The sequence below is a fragment of the Deinococcus frigens DSM 12807 genome (genome assembly GCF_000701425.1).
In the GTDB taxonomy this organism is placed as follows: Bacteria; Deinococcota; Deinococci; order Deinococcales; family Deinococcaceae; genus Deinococcus; species Deinococcus frigens.
Window position 1 is genome coordinate 23,700 of record NZ_JNIW01000007.1, and the last position, 15,962, is coordinate 39,661.

At 68.3% G+C, this 15,962-nt stretch carries 16 protein-coding genes; 8 read left to right on the top strand and 8 right to left on the bottom strand.

The features are described from left to right. Nucleotides 1–53 precede the first annotated feature (53 nt). The 4 genes from Q322_RS0103950 to Q322_RS0103965 are packed head-to-tail and all read right to left on the bottom strand — an operon-like array spanning nt 54 to nt 3,678. Complete coding sequence (locus Q322_RS0103950; protein ID WP_029476151.1) at nt 54–1,334, bottom strand: FAD-dependent oxidoreductase; 1,281 nt, start codon at nt 1,332–1,334, stop codon at nt 54–56. Beyond that, nucleotides 1,324–1,575, bottom strand: a complete 252-nt coding sequence (locus Q322_RS0103955; RefSeq protein ID WP_029476152.1) for a (2Fe-2S)-binding protein — start codon at nt 1,573–1,575, stop codon at nt 1,324–1,326. Before Q322_RS0103955 ends, Q322_RS0103950 begins: the two co-directional genes overlap by 11 nt. Further along, a complete protein-coding gene (locus Q322_RS0103960; protein WP_029476154.1) occupies nt 1,568–2,695 on the bottom strand; it encodes an NAD(P)/FAD-dependent oxidoreductase in 1,128 nt (375 codons plus the stop codon). The genes Q322_RS0103955 and Q322_RS0103960 overlap by 8 nt, the downstream gene beginning before the upstream one ends. Next, the gene (locus Q322_RS0103965; RefSeq protein ID WP_051668142.1) at nt 2,692–3,678 is read right to left on the bottom strand and encodes a proline racemase family protein; all 987 of its coding nucleotides are present in this window, start codon (nt 3,676–3,678) and stop codon (nt 2,692–2,694) included. Before Q322_RS0103965 ends, Q322_RS0103960 begins: the two co-directional genes overlap by 4 nt. A 79-nt stretch (nt 3,679–3,757) precedes the next feature. On the opposite strand from Q322_RS0103965, the gene Q322_RS0103970 reads away from it, so the two are divergent. Next, complete coding sequence (locus Q322_RS0103970; protein ID WP_051668144.1) at nt 3,758–4,504, top strand: AraC family transcriptional regulator; 747 nt, start codon at nt 3,758–3,760, stop codon at nt 4,502–4,504. Nucleotides 4,505–4,648: 144 nt separating this feature from the next. Here Q322_RS0103970 and Q322_RS0103975 read toward each other — a convergent pair whose 3' ends face one another. Then, nucleotides 4,649–5,197 (bottom strand): type I phosphoribosyltransferase, encoded by a 549-nt coding sequence (locus tag Q322_RS0103975; protein ID WP_029476159.1) that lies wholly within the window; start codon nt 5,195–5,197, stop codon nt 4,649–4,651. Between the two features lie 86 nt (nt 5,198–5,283). Then, nucleotides 5,284–5,820, bottom strand: a complete 537-nt coding sequence (locus Q322_RS0103980; RefSeq protein WP_029476162.1) for a phosphoribosyltransferase family protein — start codon at nt 5,818–5,820, stop codon at nt 5,284–5,286. Nucleotides 5,821–6,122: 302 nt separating this feature from the next. Between Q322_RS0103980 and Q322_RS0103985 the strand changes: the two genes are divergently transcribed. Further along, nucleotides 6,123–7,529 (top strand): sensor histidine kinase, encoded by a 1,407-nt coding sequence (locus Q322_RS0103985; protein WP_029476164.1) that lies wholly within the window; start codon nt 6,123–6,125, stop codon nt 7,527–7,529. Between the two features lie 321 nt (nt 7,530–7,850). On the opposite strand, the gene Q322_RS20575 is transcribed toward Q322_RS0103985, so the two are convergent. Next, nucleotides 7,851–10,427 (bottom strand): CheR family methyltransferase, encoded by a 2,577-nt coding sequence (locus Q322_RS20575; RefSeq protein WP_051668146.1) that lies wholly within the window; start codon nt 10,425–10,427, stop codon nt 7,851–7,853. Next, a complete protein-coding gene (locus Q322_RS24750) occupies nt 10,424–10,759 on the bottom strand; it encodes a chemotaxis protein CheB (protein ID WP_051668148.1) in 336 nt (111 codons plus the stop codon). Before Q322_RS24750 ends, Q322_RS20575 begins: the two co-directional genes overlap by 4 nt. 398 nt (nt 10,760–11,157) lie before the next feature. On the opposite strand from Q322_RS24750, the gene Q322_RS24895 reads away from it, so the two are divergent. From Q322_RS24895 to Q322_RS0104015, 6 genes are all read left to right on the top strand, one after another. Further along, nucleotides 11,158–11,445, top strand: a complete 288-nt coding sequence (locus Q322_RS24895) for a chemotaxis protein CheB (protein ID WP_162176579.1) — start codon at nt 11,158–11,160, stop codon at nt 11,443–11,445. Further along, nucleotides 11,385–12,281: a chemotaxis protein CheB gene (locus tag Q322_RS20580; RefSeq protein WP_084147776.1), complete on the top strand. Its 897-nt coding sequence runs from the start codon at nt 11,385–11,387 to the stop codon at nt 12,279–12,281. Before Q322_RS24895 ends, Q322_RS20580 begins: the two co-directional genes overlap by 61 nt. A gap of 257 nt (nt 12,282–12,538) precedes the next feature. Next, on the top strand, nt 12,539–13,000 hold the full coding sequence (locus Q322_RS0104000) for a DUF4395 family protein (RefSeq protein WP_029476166.1): 462 nt from the start codon (nt 12,539–12,541) through the stop codon (nt 12,998–13,000). 33 nt (nt 13,001–13,033) lie between these two features. Continuing rightward, a complete protein-coding gene (locus tag Q322_RS0104005) occupies nt 13,034–14,623 on the top strand; it encodes a nitrite/sulfite reductase (protein ID WP_029476169.1) in 1,590 nt (529 codons plus the stop codon). Then, nucleotides 14,620–15,213, top strand: a complete 594-nt coding sequence (gene cysC / locus Q322_RS0104010) for an adenylyl-sulfate kinase (RefSeq protein WP_084147777.1) — start codon at nt 14,620–14,622, stop codon at nt 15,211–15,213. Before Q322_RS0104005 ends, cysC begins: the two co-directional genes overlap by 4 nt. Next, a complete protein-coding gene (locus tag Q322_RS0104015) occupies nt 15,210–15,944 on the top strand; it encodes a phosphoadenylyl-sulfate reductase (RefSeq protein ID WP_084147778.1) in 735 nt (244 codons plus the stop codon). Before cysC ends, Q322_RS0104015 begins: the two co-directional genes overlap by 4 nt. The last annotated feature ends 18 nt before the right edge of the window (nt 15,945–15,962 follow it).

Genomic DNA, 15,962 nt, shown 5'->3' on the forward strand with positions numbered 1-15,962 from the left:
TTGGTGAGAGGGCTAAAAGTCTAAGGGTCTGAGGGCTTCTCTATTGTCAGCTTTTACGGCGGACTGAGGGTATTCGGTTCGGCCAGCAGTTGTGACAGCGGCAGCGGCGCGAGCGGGGCGCGGACGCCCCCGAAGCGCCAGCCGTACAGGGTTTGGCAGGCGGGGCCACACACCCGGCCCTGGCACGCGCCCATGCCACAGCGGGTCTGGAGCTTGGCGGCGGTCCAGTTCGTGAAGCCCTGCAACTGCCCGTGCCGCACATCCTCGCAGCGGCAGACGATGGTTGCGGGCGAGGGCGAGGGGAGACGGTCCGGGCGCAGGGCGAACGAGCGTTCCAGCGTGGCTTGGAAGCGCCGCTGAGTCTCGGCCCGGCGCGGGCTGTCGTGCAAACGCTCGATCTGACCGCTGGCAGCGCATCCGGCCACCAGGCCTTCTAGCAACGCGCCGTCCACGCCGCCGATGCCGCAGACCTCCCCGGCAGCGTAAATGCCTGAAACGCCCGTCGCCTGCCAGGCGTTGACATTCACCGCGCCCGCATCGGTGACCGGGCAGCCCAGCAGCGCCGCCACGCGGGTTTCCGGGACCAGGCCGAAGCCCACTGCCAGAAAGTCGCAAGCGAGCGTGATCTCGCGCCGTCCACGCCGCAGGGTGACGCTCTGGAGCTGCCCATCGCCATTCGCCCGCACCAGGGCCGCGTCCGTCCAGTAGGGAATGCCCCGCAATCCGGCGGCCAGCTCCAGCGCCTCACGCGCCTTGCCGGGGAGCCGCGCCGCCGCCACACCGAACGCAGCCACGCCCGGCAAACCCGCCTGTTCCGCCACCGCCAGCACCCGCGCGCCCTTTTGCCGCAGTCCCGCCGCCACGGCCAGCAGCAACGGCCCGGACCCCGCCACCACCACCCGCACGCCGCGCAGGTCCAGGCCGCCCTTGCTCATGGCCTGCAACCCACCCGCACCGACGACGCCGGGCAGCGTCCAGCCGTCAAAGGGAAGAAAACGCTCGGTGGCCCCGGTGGCGAGAATGACGCGGGCGGCGTGAATGTGGCTCAGGCCAGCCTCAGCGCTCACGGTCAGCGTGTGGGACTGCCCGCCCGCCTCTGCCGCGATGACCTCCGCGCCGCTCAGTACGGTAATTCCAGCATGGGAGGCCACCCCGCGCAGCAACTCGCCCGCCTTCCCCCGCTGCCCCGCCGCCGCGCCACGCCAGATCTGGCCGCCCGCTGCTGGCTGGGCGTCCAGCAACAGCACGCGCAGGCCGCCCTGCGCCGCCGTCAACGCGGCCATCAGTCCAGCGGGGCCAGCGCCCACCACCACAGCCTCCCATTCAGCCGTCACAGTTCACCTCCAGCCGCCACACGTCCTGGCCCTCCCGCACGGGCGTCAGGCAGCTCCGCACCGTCAGTCCATCCACCACCGCGCGGCATTCATAACAGCTTCCCATGCCGCACAGCGCCCCGCGCGCCCCGCCGCTCAGGCTGTGGCGCAGCGGCGAGAGGCCGGCGTTCTGGAGGGCGGCCAGCACGGTGGTTCCGGGCGGGACCGTGGCCCGCACGCCTTCCAGCGTCAGCTCAGGCATGGGCGGGTTCCGGCACGCGGTCAAAGCGGGCGGGGGTGAAGTCGTATTGCAGCAGTCCAGACGGCGTTCCAAACACCTGCGCCGAGAGCAGTTCCGCCGTTCCCAGCGCCGTGGTGATGCCCAGCCCCTCATGCCCGGTGGCGAGGAACACGCCGTCCAGCTCAGGATGTGGCCCGATCAGCGGCAGGTGGTCCGGGGTGGCGCAGCGTTGCCCGGTCCAGATTCTCAGAGCGGCGATTTGCTCCAGAGCAGGCAGAAATTCGGCGGCGCGGCGCAGCATTCGCCGCAGCAGGAGCCAGTCTATTTCGCGGTCTGGTTGCTCAAACTGGCGGCTGGAGCCGATCAGCAATTGTCCGGTGGGACGCGGCTGGACGTTGAAGGCCACGCTGTCCTCGTCGCCGCCGTGGGCGCTTTTCAGGTAGCCGAGTTCCACGAGTTGGTGGCGGACGTGCACGGGACCGCGTTCGGTGATCAGCAGATGGCCCTTGCGCTGACGGAGGGGCAAGTCGGGCAGCAGGGACACCGCCCCGATGCCATTTGCCACCACCACCAGGTCAGCGCGCAGGGTTTCGCCACTGGCCAGCCGCACGCCGCCGTCTCGCAGTTCCGTTACTGCCCCGCGCCGCACCGCCGCGCCCGCCCGCTCCAGCAGGAACTGGGCCACCACCGGGGCATACACCACGCTGTCGCCGGGAACGCGCAAGGCTCCGGCCAGTCCGGGGCGCAGATTCGGTTCGGCGCGGGCCAGCTCGGCGGCGTCCAGCCAGGTGGCCTCGCGGCCCGCCGCCAGATACGCCCGGCGTTTTGGCTCCACGGCGGCCAGCTCCCCGTCGTCGCTGGCCACCCACAGCGTGCCGCAGCCGTGGTAGTCGGCCTGTCTGGGCAGCGCCGGGGCCAGCGCCTCCCACAGGTGCAGGCTACGGGCGGTCAGGGCCAGTTGCGCGGGGCTGTCGTCCATGACCACCAGATGGCCCATGCCCGCCGCCGTCGCGCCGCCGCCCACCGGCCCCGGCTCCAGCACCGTGACCCGCACGCGCTGCCCATTCAAAGCGCTGTGCCGGGCCAGGGCGTCCGCACAGGCCGCGCCCACCAGCCCGCCGCCGATCACGAGGGCCTTCATTCCGCCGCCACGCCGATGCCCCAGGCGAAGGGATCGCCCGGCTGCACGATCAATTCGCCCTGCACCGTGATAAACGCCCGCCCGGTGATGACCGGATGCACCTGACCGCCCTGCCAGGAATACTGCCCCTCAAACACGCTGCCGATCACGCTTTCCTGCCGCCAGACCTGGCCGGGTTGCAATTTGCCGTCCGCCGCCAGACAGGCCAGCTTGGCGCTGGTTCCCGTGCCGCAGGGGCTGCGGTCATACGCGCCGCCGGGACACATCACGAAATTGCGGTGGACGCCGCCCCCATTCTTATCTTGCATAGTGCTGGACAGTTCGATGTGGTCGATCTCCGCGCCGCCCGCGCCCGTGACGCCCGCCGCCTTCAGCGCGCGGCGGATTCGCAGGGTCTCGTCACTCAGTTGGGCGATGTCGTCCAGGCCGAGCCGCCTGTCCCCCACCTCCACCAGAAAAAACCAGTTGCCGCCCCAGGCCACGTCGCCGCGCACCTCGCCCAGCCCTTTCACCGTTACCGATACATTCTGAAGGTGACGGTAGGCGGGAACGTTCGCCACGCTGACGCGGCCATCGTCGTGCAGGGTGGCCGTGACCACGCCCACCGGGGTATCGATGCGGTGTTCGCCGGGGCCGATGCGCCCCAGATACGCCAGCGTGGACACCAGGCCCATGGTGCCGTGGCCGCACATGCCCAGCGGCCCGGCGTTGTTGAAGTAGATGACGCCCGCCACGCAGTCCGGGGCTTTCGGCGGCAGCAGCAGCGCGCCCACCAGCACCTCGTTGCCGCGCGGCTCCAGGTTGACCAGAGTGCGCCAGCGGTCAAAGTCGCGGCTCAAAGCTCTCCGCTGCTGCGCCAGCGTCTCGCCCGGCAACTCGGGAAAGCCGCCCAGCACCACGCGCGTCGGCTCGCCTGCCGAATGTGAATCCACGAAGGGGAGGCGGTGCGTGACCCCGGAGACGAACGAGGGAGCGGGCGACATACCCCACGCTACGCCACCGGGGGGCCAGTTGTCTTGGACATCTTCAGCAGCCACCGCGCCGAATCCGGCACAATTCGGGGTGTCGCCGCCGCCCCGGAAAGAAGTTAAGGATTTACCAGAGGCCATTCGGCGGCTGGGACTGAACGCGCTGCTGGACGTGCTGGACTACCTGCCGGACACCGTGGCTTTTGTGAAAGACGCACAGGGGCGCTATCTGTACGCCAACCGCACCCTGCTGGAACGGCTGGGCCGGGCCAGCGTGGCGGGCTTGCAGGCCAGCGAGGTCTTTCCGGCGTCGCTGGGAAGCGCCTACTCCCGGCAGGACGCGGCGGTGCTGGCGGGGCAACGCCTGACCGAGCATCTGGAACTGCACCTGTATCCGGGGGGCGCGGCGGGCTGGTGCCTGACCACCAAACGGCTTCTGGGCGAGCCGGACGCCCCCGCCGGACTGCTGGGCCTGTCGCGTGACCTGCATCTGCCGCGTCCGCAGGCTTTCGGGCTGGCCGCCGCCGCCGCCCGCATCGAAAGCGGGTACGCCGCGCCGCTGACCGTGCCGGAACTGGCCCGCGCCGCCCGCCTGAGCGTGACCACCTTCGAGCGGCAGATCAGGCGCGTGTACGGCCTGACGCCCACGCAACTGCTGACCCGCACCCGCATCGAGGCGGCCACCCGTCTGCTGGCCGGGTCACATCTCTCGGTGGCGCAGATCGCCGTGGACTGCGGCTACTTTGACCACAGCGCCTTCGCCCGCGCCTTCAAGGGAGCGGTGGGATTGACGCCCAGCGGCTACCGGGCCTATACCAGAGGTGAGGCGGCGAAGCGGTGAGGGCCGTGTCAGACGGACCCCGTCTGTTTCGTTCACGGGCCAGGAAAGCGCCGGTCCGTGAACTCCAGGCCCCGAACACGCCTCGCTGCTTCTCGCAGCCGCCTGAATGAACCAGTCTCGCAACCGATTCAACCGGAATCAGTTTCAGATGTGGGCGGGCAGCTTTTCCAGGTACTTGAAGGGCAGACTCAGGGCACTCTCGCCCTGGCGAAAGGCGGCCAGGTAGCCGGTCACTGTGCCGCCCGCGCGTTCGGCGATGCGCGCCAGGGTCTGGGCGGTGCCGCCGCTGGAGATCACGTCCTGCACGATGGCCACCTTTTTGCCCTTGAGGCGGGCGGCGTGCGGGCTGTCCAGCCAGAAGGTCTCGGCCACGCCCAGGGTCATGCTGGGGGCATCCTGGATGATCGGGTCCTGCATGTAGGGGCGGCGCTTTTTTCGCACGCACTCGTAGGGCAGGCCGCTCAGGTGGCTCAGCTCGTGGGCCAGCGGCAGGGCGTTGGTCACCACCGTCAGCAGCACCTCGGTGCCCCCGGGGATCATCACCAGCATCTCCTCGGCCACCGCCTTGGTAAATTCGCTGTCGCCGATAAATTCCACCAGCGGCACGCGGCCCATGCTGCCCGCCCGCGCACTGGGCAGGATGCGGGTCACGCCGCCGATCTTCACGGTCACTTCCGGTCTGGCCTGGGTCATGGCCCCAGCTTAGCCCGCCGCCGCATTCAGGCCGGCCCGTGTGCCCGGCTCAAGCCCAACAGGATCAGGCGCTGAGAAACACAGGATCAGGAGCCGGGAAACAGCGGCAGGTGCCCCAGCGCCGTGACCTCACTTCGCTCCTCGCCCTCGGTAAAGACGGCCAGCACGGCGGCCACCTCGCCGCCCACCTCGTCGATGATCTGGCGCAGCGAGTGCAGGGTGCCGCCGCTGGACACCACGTCGTCCACGATGGCGACCCGGCGGCCCTTGACCTTGGGCACGTCGAAGCCGTCCAGCACCAGCAGTTGCGGAATGCCGGTGGTAATGCTGACCACCTCGCGCGCCACCGGGTCCACCATGTACGGTTTCTGGGTCTTGCGGATCACGATGTACGGTTTGCCCGTCTCGCGGCTGATCACATGCGCCAGCGACAGCGCCTTGACTTCCGGCGTGACCAGCACGTCGATGTCCCCTGGCAGCAGCCGGGCCAGCGCCTTGCCGGCGGCCTCGGTGACCTCGGTGTCGCCCAGCATGTTGAACAGCGCCACATTGACGCCGGGCGCGACCTCCACGATGGGCAACTCGCGGCTGACGTCGCCGACCTGTACGTTGTGCGTCTTCACGGCTCAGAGTGTAATGCCCCGGCCTGCCCAGGGGGGCGGACCACGCCTGAACCGGCAACCGGAACTGGCACCCTGAGCTGGCGACTGGACCTGAGCCTGAACCGGCAACCGGAACAGTTGTTACCCAACACTGCGTCCTGAATTGCTATCGTGGCTAAACCGCTCCCCTTGCAACCTGGCTGCCCCGGCGGCTGAGGCATTGACCGTGGAAGGCGTGGCGCACCGCCCCCGCCCCGAATCACGGACAAACGCCACCCTCTCAACACCAGCCTGGTTAAGCGCCCGGCACGAGGAGACCGCCCATGCCCTTCGATGAAGGCCGCCCCACATCGCCCGTATCCACACCTGCCGCCCTGAGAACGCAGGCCGAGGGTCAGGTGGCCAGGCGCTTCGCCGCCAGCACGCCGCCGACCGACGCCGGAACGCTGGCCCTGGATTACCAGCTCCAGCAGCACGAACTGCAAGTCCACCAGATCGAGCTGTCCCTGCAAATGGAGGAGTTGCAGCGCAACAACGCCGAGCTGGGGCGGATGCGCGACGTCTACCGCGATCTGTACGACCTGACGCCGGTGGGCTACTTCACCCTCAGCGAGGACGGCAGGATGCTGGAGGTCAACCGGGCCGGGTGCCAGCTTCTGGGGGCCGAGCGGGGCACACTGCTGCGCCAGCGCTTCTCGGCGTACCTGGACGAGGCCAGCAGCGTGCCCTTCGCCCTGCTGCTGCGCCGGGCCTTTGCCAGCGGTGGGCCGTGCCAGACCGAGTTGACGCTGGCGCTGCCGGGCGGCGGGACGCACATTCAGCTCGACGCGGTGGCCGAGGCGGGCAGGGGTTCGCCGTACCTGCGCGCCGCCGTGACCGACATCTCGGCGCTCAAGCGGGCGCAGCAGGACGTGACCGAGCTGAACGCGACCCTGGAACAGCGCGTGCAGGACCGCACCGCCCGCATCCGCAAGCTGAGCGACGAGCTGGAAGCCTTCGTGCAGGCCGTGACCCAACACCTCCAGACCCCGCTGCGGCAGTTCAGCAGCCTGGCCGAACTGCTGCGCCGCCGCAAGCTGCCGGACGGCGCGGCTCCCGCCGTTCAAGAGGGCGATCCACAAACCCGCTATTACCTTCAGGAGATGCTGGGCAGCGCAGACCGCATGAACGCGCTGGTGTCGGCGCTGGCCGATTACTTCCGCAGCGGTCGCCCGCTCTCCAGAAAGATGAACGTGAGTCTGGAGCGTGTGCTGGAGGAGGTGAAACGTGACTTGCAGCCCCAGCTCCAGGGCCGCGAGGTGGTCTGGCGACAGGACCCGCTGCCCACCGTGACCGGCGATCCCCAGACCCTCAAGGAGATCTTCGCCGCCCTACTGGACAACGCCGTCAAGTTCAGCGCGGGCCGGGGGCACAGCGAGATCACCGTCCTGGCCCGCGAGAACCCGGGCGAGTACCTGATCGGCGTGCGCGACAACGGCGTGGGCTTCAATCCCCACCAGCAACAGCGCCTGTTCGGCGTCTTTCAGCGCCTGCACAGCGAGCGCGAGTTTTCCGGCCTGGGCATCGGCCTGGCCCGCGTGCGCCGCGCAGCCCTGCGTCAGGGGGCCGCGTCTGGGCCGAGGGCGGGGACGGCCAGGGCAGTTGCTTCTGGCTGGCCCTGCCCAAAGAGGATGCGGGACCGCACTGAGCAGAGGTCGGAGCATGTGTTAAAAGGGTTGCTCGTCTGTTGACCGAACGGGTGGGCCAGCGTCCACATGGGGAGGAGCAGCGGCCTCATGGGCGTCTATTCATGACAACCGTCTGTTCTGCCCAGGACCGTGAGTGAATGTTGCCGGGTATGTGGGACTGGCATAGCTCCGCAGGAGAGGATGGCAGCATCGGTTGTCCTTTTTTCCGATGCTGTAGTCTGGACAGATGCTCTAAATCTCTGTGCTGGACGGGTCCGCTGCCGAATTGCCCCATTGCCCAGGCGAGAAGAGGGGGCAGACCGGCATCTCGCCGCCTGCTCAGGACAGTGATTTTTTGCCCAGCGGGCGGGACACCCTCCAGCCCTAGCCGCTGATGTCCTCGCCGTCCTCGGCGGCGCGGCGCAGCAGCTCGGTCACGTCTTCCATCTTGAACAGCGTCAGGGCGTGCTGGCCGTCCTGATCGAAGACCGGGTTGGCCTCGGCCTTCATCTTGCGTGTGCCCTGCTGCGGCGCGTCCAGATCGATCACAAAATTGCTCAGGGCCTGCCCGCCGGTCATGACCTCGCTCAGGCGGGCGCGCAGTTCGGGCTGATCGAAGACGCCGTGGGCCAGGGCGTACAGGTCCGCGCCATTCACCTGCTGGGCGTCGAGCTGAAGCAGATGGTGGAAGGAACGGTTGGCCGAGACCACCCGCGCCCCCGCGTCCAGCACCAGCAGCGGATCTTGCAGGCTGTTCAGCACGCCCTCGGCGTAGGTCAACGAGTCGCGCAGTTGCCGCTCCATACCCTTGATCACGTCCACGTTGGTAAAGGCCACCTCCACGCCGTCGATGAAGTTGTCGGCGGTGCGGTAGGGGCTGATCCTCATCAGATACCACTGGCCGCCGTGGGTCTGCACCTGAATTTCTATCGTGTCCAGCGTCTCCAGCACCCGGCTGATGTCGCGGGTCAGGTGCTCGTAGCGCAGATTCGCGCTGATGTCGGTGATGGGCCGCCCCAGGTCCACCGCCATCAGGTTGATGACCCGCGTGAAGCGCTTGATGGTCAGGTCGTTGCCCAGGAACACGGTGGCGATGCCCGCGCTGTCCAGCAGGTTCTTCATGTCGTTGTTGGCCTGCGCCAGCTCGTAGATGACGTGCTGGTGTTCGGCATTGATGGTGATCAGTTCCTCGTTCAGGGACTGCAACTCCTCTTTAGAGGTGGTCAGTTCCTCGTTGCTGCTCTGCAACTCCTCGTTGCTGGTCTGGAGTTCCTCGTTGGTGCTCCTGAGTTCCTCGACGGACACCGCCATGTCCTCGATGTTGGCCTGCAAGCTCTCGCGATTGCGCTGGAGTTCGCGCTCCAGCAGCCGCACATGGTCCGTCTTCTCGGGCGGCGGCCCCTCGCCCTCGCCGCCGTGCTCGCGGAACAGCATCAGCAGGTGCGGCTGCGCTCCCGGCAACGGGCGCACGATCAGATCGATCATCCGCGTCCGCAGGCCAGTGTCCACCCGCAGGTGCGGGCGCACCACCTCACCTCCCTCGGCCAGCGCCTGCTCGACGGCGGCGGGCAGTTCATAGCGCAGACCGTCACGCACCATCTCGAAGGCGTTGGTCAGGGTCTTGCCCAGCGGCAGTTCCAGGTACTGCCCGGTGGGACCGTTGACCAGCAGGATCTCGCCCGACGGGTCGATCACCACCGAGGGCGGCGCGTAGTGGGCCAGCAGCGCCGTCTGCGCCTGCTGAATCAGCGTGCTGGAGCGGGGCGCGTGCTGGGCCGGAAGGGTTCTCCAGCCCGCCTCGCGCCCCGCGCCGCCCGCCCCAAGCGAATGCTCCAGCGTCAATGGTGCAGGCGGGCCGTCGCCGCGCCCGTAGATCTTCCAGCGGGCGTCCAGCGTGTGAAAGGCGTCGCGCTCGGTTCCAGCCGTCTCGCTGGCCCCCAGGAACAGCAGCCCGCCGGGGCGCAGGGCGTACTGGAACACCGACATGATCTGGGCCTGTAACTCGGCGCTCAGGTAGATCAGCATGTTGCGGCAGCACAGCAGGTCCAGCCGGGTGAACGGCGGATCGCCGAAGGTGTTGTGCTGGGCAAAGACCACCATGTTGCGGATCTCCGGGCGCACCTGATAGCCGCCCTGGTGGAGCTGGAAATAGCGTTCCAGCCGGGCCGGAGACACCACGTAGGAGATGTCGCGCGGGTACAGGCCGTAGCGCGCCCGGTCCAGCGCCTCCTTGTCGATGTCGGTGGCAAAGAGCTGCACCTTGAAGGTGCGGTCCTCGCTGAGTTCCTCGGCCAGCTCGCGCAGCACGATGGCCACCGAGTAGGCTTCCTCGCCGGTGGAGCAGCCCGCCACCCACACCCGCAGGTTGTCCAGGTCCTGCGTGTGGTTCAGCACGGCGCGCCGGAGCTGTTCCTTGAGGGCGTCGAAGGCGTCCACGTCCCGGAAGAAACTGGTCACGTTGATGGTGAAGTCGCGGAACAGCGCGTCCAGCTCGTCCTTGCTGCCCTGCAACAGGCGCAGGTAATCGGAGATGTCCTCGGTGCGGTGGGCCTTCATGCGGCGGTCGATGCGCCTGACCAGCGTGCTGCGCTTGTAGCGCGTGAAGTCATGCCCGGTCCGCACCCGCACCAGCCGCAGGATCTTTTGCAGCGGCGCGCTGGGCCGCCCGTCCTCGCCCAGAAAGTCCTGTGCGTGCATGCTGCGGGTGCGGGTCACGAAGCTGTGCAGGCGCGGCGCGAGGTCCTCGGCGGGCAGCACGTCGTTGGCCAGTTGGGTGGCCACCGCGCTGCGCGGCATCGACGGGTACTCCGCCGAGGCGGGGTCCTGCACCAGCGCCAGCCCGAACCCCTCCTTGATGGCCTGGATACCGCGCGTGCCGTCGCTGCCCATGCCCGACAGGATCACGCCCACCGCGTTCTCGCCCTGATCGCGCGCCAGCGCCTCGAAGAAGCTGTCGATCACCCGGCCCCCGCCAGTTCCAGGTCCTCCAGGAGCAGCACGCCGTTCATGATCGACAGGCTGTGGCCCGGCGGAATCACGTACACGTGGTCCGGTTGCACGCGCACGCCGTCCTCCACCTGCACCACCGGCATGCTGGTGCAGCGTTGCAGGATCTCGGGCATCAGGCCCCGGTGCCGGGGGTCCAGGTGCGGCACCACCACGTAGGCCATGCCGCTGTCGACCGGCAGGCTCAGAAAGAAACGCTCGTAGCCGTCCAGCGCCCCCGCCGAGCCGCCGATACCCACCACCACCAGCGGGCGGTCCTGCGGCTGCGCTCCGTTCTGGAGCAGCAATTCTGCGGAAGATTCGCCGGGTGACTGGACATCGCCGGACTGAGGGCAGATTGGTCAGAGCGCTGCTCTGTGCTGGTCTGTTCCTCGGCGACCAGCTCGGAAAGCTGTTCGCCGGTATTCTGAGGATTGTCCATCACATTGGGCCTCTGCATACGGAAAGAGGAAGGAGACAGCCTCGGCATGCGGCGGGGAGCACCTGGCACCGGAGTCTAGCGCCCGGCCCGCCCACTTCTCCCACATCCCTGCACGCTGCGGCGCACGCACGCTGCCGGAGAGAGGGACTATGTTGGGGCACAGCCAGAGGCCGCGCGGCCAGCCGAAGCACAGCGGTCGCGCGCTCCCAGGGTTTACCCTGGCCCGCCGCCCCGTAGACCCGACGTTCGGGCAAAGGACTGCCCTTGACTCCCGCTGACCCACGAACAGCCAGCACAGCCAGCACACGGCTCCGGAGCGCCCCGGACGCGCAGACGCCGGAACGTACCCACGGGCCGGTGGTGGTGATCGGCGGCTCTGCCGGGGCACTTCCGGCGCTGCTGAAGATCGCCCAGGGGCTGCCCGGCGACTTTCCGGGGGTGGTGCTGGTGGCGCTGCACCTGCTGCGCGGTTCTCCCAGCGTGCTGCCGGGGTGCTGGACCGGGCCGGACCGCTGCCCTGCGCCTTTGCGGTGGACGGCCAGACCCCTGTAGTGGGGCGCATCTACGTGGCCCCGCCGGACCACCACCTGATGCTGGACGGGGACGCGCTGCGGCTCACGCGCGGGCCACGCGAGAACCAGTCGCGGCCCAGCATTGACGTGCTGTTCCGCTCGGCGGCCTCCGCGCGCCACAGGCAGGTCGCGGGCGTGCTGCTCTCGGGGCTGCTCAACGACGGCGTCTCGGGGCTGTGGACCATTCGGCAACTGGGCGGCCAGGCCATCGTGCAGCACCCCGACGACGCCGAATACAGTTCGCTGCTCCTGAGCGCGCTGCAACAGGTGGAAATCGACGACATCCTGCCCGCTGACGCCATTGCCGGGTGGCTGGCGGCCTGGGCGCAGGAGCAGGTCAGCCGCCCGCCCCAGCCAGCGGCCCCGGGCAAGCTGGGCCGGCGGCTGGACCCCTTTCTCGATCTGGACCGCCTGAAGCTGGAAGTGCAGGTCGCGGCAGGGACGGGCGGCCTGCCCCTGGCCCTGCTGGAGCGCGAACCGCTGACGCCGCTGACCTGCCCCGAGTGCCACGGCGTGCTGGTGCGCCTCCGGGAAGGAACGCTGATCCGCTACCGCTGCCACACCGGCCACGCCTTTACCCAGGCCCACCTGCTCAGCGGCCTGCGCCGGACCGCCGAGGAAGCGCTGTGGTCGGCGGCACGCGCCCTCGAAGAGGAGGTGCTGCTGCTGGAGCAACTGTGCCAGCAGGCCGAGAAGGATCAGCGCCACGAGCAGGCCGCCCGCTGCCGGCAGGAGTTCCAGCGCTCGCGCCACGCCTCGAAGCTGCTGCGCGAACTGCTGATGAAGCGCGCACCCGGCAATGAGGGGCTGGATTAGGCGGGACCAGGGTCTGGATGCTTTTGGCCTGAATGCTTTCGGTCACGCCCCGCTGGGAACTGCTCTGTTCGGCCTGAACGGCGTCGTTGCTGGCACGGGCGGAGCTGACGGGTTCATTGGTGCGGTTTTTGGCCAGGTGTGACGGCAAACGCACGATCCCTACCCCAGTCCTCCCGGTGCCCGAACCCCCACCCGTCTAGCCCACTCCTGAATAGTTGACTTGTTTTGTCATCAATAAAAGATTACCTTTCTGGTCAATGATTGCCTCTGCCCCCGCCCGCGCTCCATCCACCCCCGGCCAGACGGACCTCAGCGCGCTGAAGTTCAACCAGTTCACGGTGATCGGCGTCACGCTGCTGGCGCTGATCGCCGGCCTTTTCGCCCTGGCGCTGCTGTTGGGGGCGGCCATGCTGCTGGGAGCCGTGCGCCCGGAGCTGTCGCCGTTGCGGGCGGCCTACCGAATGTTCGGGCGGCGGCTGGGCCTGCGGCCCGAAGTCGTCGACGAGGACCCGCGCGCCCACCACTTCGCGCAGGGCGTGGGCGGCGTGTTCCTGCTGGCCTCCGGCCTGAGCGGGCTGGCCGGGCTGCCGCTGCTGGGGCTGGGGCTGGGATTGCTGGTCATCGCGCTGGCGGGCCTGAACCTGAGCCAGCGCATCTGCGTGGGTTGCCTGATGTATTTCCAGTACCGCCGTCTGCGCTACGCCGTCCTGAGCCGCTGAATCGTTCATCTCTCCCACCACCGAGGTCTTCAAATGTCCGACATCGAAACCCTGAAAAAAGAGCTGCCGCCCTTCCAGATCTTCGACCTGATCCCGCAGTACGCCGCCGCCGGAGCGATTGACCCGGAGAAAATTGATCTGCTGAAATGGGCGGGCGTCTACCCGCAGCGCCCCACCGAGGACGGCTTTCTGATGATGCGCGTCAAGGTGCCCACCGCCGAGCTGAGCAGCGCCGCCCTGCGCGTGGTGGCGGGCATTGCCGAGGACTACGGGCGCGGCCTGTTGGACGTGACGGACCGGCAGGCGTTCCAGTTCCACTGGCTGCGAATCCAGGACATTCCGGCGATTCTGGAGCGGCTGGACACCGTGGGGCTGCACACGCGCGGCTCGTGCGGCGACACCGTGCGCGCCGTGATCGCCTCGCCGCTGGCCGGGCTGGACGCCCGCGAACGCATCGACGTGCGCCCGCTTGCCCTGGCGATGGAAGGCACCCTGAGCGGCAACAATGATTTTGAAGACCTGCCCCGCAAATTCAAGATCAGCCTGACCGCCACCCCCGAACTGGAGGGCATCCACCTGATCAACGACATCGGCTTCCTGGCCCACGAGGTCGAGGGCGAGATCGGCTTCGACGTGTGGGTGGGCGGCGGCCTGGGCGCGGTGGCGCACCTGTCCAAGAGGCTGGGCGTCTTTATCTGCCCCGACGAAGTGGTGGAGGTGGGCCGCGCGATTGCCGGGGCGTACCGCGATCACGGCTACCGCGTCAACCGCAAGAAGGCCCGCCTGAAGTACCTGATCAAGGACCTGGGCGTGGAGCGGTTCCGCGAGATCGTGGAAACCGAGTACCTGGGCCGCAAGTTGCGGGACGGCCCCCCCGCCCCAGTGGCCCGCTTCGGCGGCAGCGACGTGCTGGGCGTCAACCCGCAGCACGACGGCCTGAATTACGTGGTCCTGACCACCACCGTCGGGCGCATTGACCCGGCCAAGGCGCGGGCGCTGGCGCAGTTGGCCGAACGCTTCGGCAAGGGCGTGGTGCGGACCACCGCCTTTCAGAACATGATGATCCCGCATGTGAAAACGGAGGATGTGGACGCGCTGGTGGCCGAGCTGGAAACGCTGGACCTCGCGCCCAAGGCGACGCTGCGCGGCACCACCATCGCCTGCACCGGCACGCAGTTCTGCCGCCTGGCCCACACCGAGACCAAGGCGCGGGTGGCGGGCATGATCGACACGCTGGAACCCCGTCACAGCGATCTGGACGTGCCGTTCGTGATCAACCTGACTGGCTGCTCGAACGCCTGCACCCGCTATCAGGTGGCCGATCTGGGTTTCATGGGCGCGCTGCGTGGAGAGGAAGAGGTCTATAACGTCCACCTGGCGGGCAGCATCGGGCAGGCGCAGCGGACGGGGGCCAAGCTGAAGGGCATCGTTCCCGCCGTCCGCCTGACCGAGTACACCGATAAAGTGCTGACGGATTTCAAGGCCAACAAATCAGAGGGCGAGAGCTTCGTGGAATACGCGGACCGCCGGGGCAACGAACACTTCCTGCCGGATGCGGTGCTGGCTGACACCGCACTGGCCGACACCGTGCTGGCCGGGCAAAAGGAACTGGTGGGCGCATGACCGCTACGCTGGAGCGCAGCCCTGTCGCTGAGGAAGTGCAGCGTCATGACACGGGGCAGGACACAGGGCATGACGTGGGGGCGGGCCGCGTGGTGTGGTTCACCGGCCTCAGCGGAGCGGGCAAGAGTACGCTGGCCGCCGCGCTGCACACCGAGTTAACGGCGCGCGGAGGGGCGGTGGAACTGCTGGACGGCGACGCGGTGCGCGAGAACCTGAGCAAGGGCCTGGGCTTCTCGCGCCTGGACCGCGATACCAATGTCCGGCGGATTGCCTTCGTGGCCGGGCTGCTCGCCAAACACGGCGTCACGGTGCTGGTCAGCGCCATCAGCCCGTATGCCGACACCCGCCGCGAGGTGCTGGCGGACCTGCCGGGCACGCTGGAAGTCTTCGTGGACGCGCCGTTAGAGGTGGTCACGGCACGCGACGTGAAGGGGCTGTACCTGAAAGCCACCCTTGGCGAGATTCAGCATTTCACGGGCGTCAGCGACCCCTACGAGGCTCCCGAAACGCCGGACCTGCACCTGCAAACCGATCAGCTCAGCGTGGAAGAAGGGGTGCGGAAGTTGCTGCTGGCGCTGGGAAAGGGATGACCTGGGAGCAGTCGAGCGGGTTCGCTGCTGAACTGCCCCCCTTCCCCCGCCCCGCCCCACCAGGAGGGAGGGAGCAAAAGACCCAGCAGACTTCTGACCTCCTGGCCTGGGCCATCCAGACCCACCCCGAGCTGCTGATGCCCAGCGCCTTCAACCTGAACGGCGTCGTGCTGATCGATCTGGCGGTGCGGGCGGGCTACCGGGGCCAGGTGGTTTTTGTGGACACGGGTTACCATTTTCCCGAAACGCTCCAGACCCGTGACCGGCTGGCAGCGCGCTACCCGCAACTGGAGTTCGTGACGCTGAACGCGGGCGCTTCGGCGCAGGACGGGCAGACGCCACCGGAACTGTACGCGGCAGACCCCGACGCCTGCTGCGCGGCCCGCAAGGTTGCGCCGCTCCAGGACTACCTGCGCCACCGGAATCCGTCGGCGCTGCTGAACGCCCGCAGCCGCGATCAGGCCGCCACCCGCGCCCAGATTCCTTTTGTCGAGGAAGGCGGCGCAAGAATCAAGATCAATCCGCTGGCCCAGTGGACCCGCGCCGAGCTGGAAGCCCACGCCGCCGAACACGATTTGCCCGTCAATCCGCTATACGCCGACGGTTTCCTCTCGGTGGGGTGCTGGCCCTGCACCCGCGCCGTGCGCCCCGGCGAGGACGCCCGCGCCGGACGCTGGGCCGGGCAGGGCAAGACCGAATGCGGGCTGTGGACCGGAAATGGCAAGCTCTGATCTTTCTTACCTCTAATA

Excerpts from the sequence above, each read along its gene's own strand:
- Q322_RS0103985 (WP_029476164.1), top strand. The coding sequence starts at position 6,123 with ATGCCCTTCGATGAAGGCCGCCCCACATCGCCCGTATCCACACCTGCC.
- Q322_RS0103975 (WP_029476159.1), bottom strand. The coding sequence starts at position 5,197 with ATGACCCAGGCCAGACCGGAAGTGACCGTGAAGATCGGCGGCGTGACC.
- Q322_RS0104015 (WP_084147778.1), top strand. The coding sequence starts at position 15,210 with ATGACCTGGGAGCAGTCGAGCGGGTTCGCTGCTGAACTGCCCCCCTTC.
- Q322_RS0104005 (WP_029476169.1), top strand. The coding sequence starts at position 13,034 with ATGTCCGACATCGAAACCCTGAAAAAAGAGCTGCCGCCCTTCCAGATC.
- cysC (WP_084147777.1), top strand. The coding sequence starts at position 14,620 with ATGACCGCTACGCTGGAGCGCAGCCCTGTCGCTGAGGAAGTGCAGCGT.
- Q322_RS0103955 (WP_029476152.1), bottom strand. The coding sequence starts at position 1,575 with ATGCCTGAGCTGACGCTGGAAGGCGTGCGGGCCACGGTCCCGCCCGGA.
- Q322_RS0104000 (WP_029476166.1), top strand. The coding sequence starts at position 12,539 with ATGATTGCCTCTGCCCCCGCCCGCGCTCCATCCACCCCCGGCCAGACG.
- Q322_RS0103960 (WP_029476154.1), bottom strand. The coding sequence starts at position 2,695 with ATGAAGGCCCTCGTGATCGGCGGCGGGCTGGTGGGCGCGGCCTGTGCG.
- Q322_RS0103965 (WP_051668142.1), bottom strand. The coding sequence starts at position 3,678 with ATGTCGCCCGCTCCCTCGTTCGTCTCCGGGGTCACGCACCGCCTCCCC.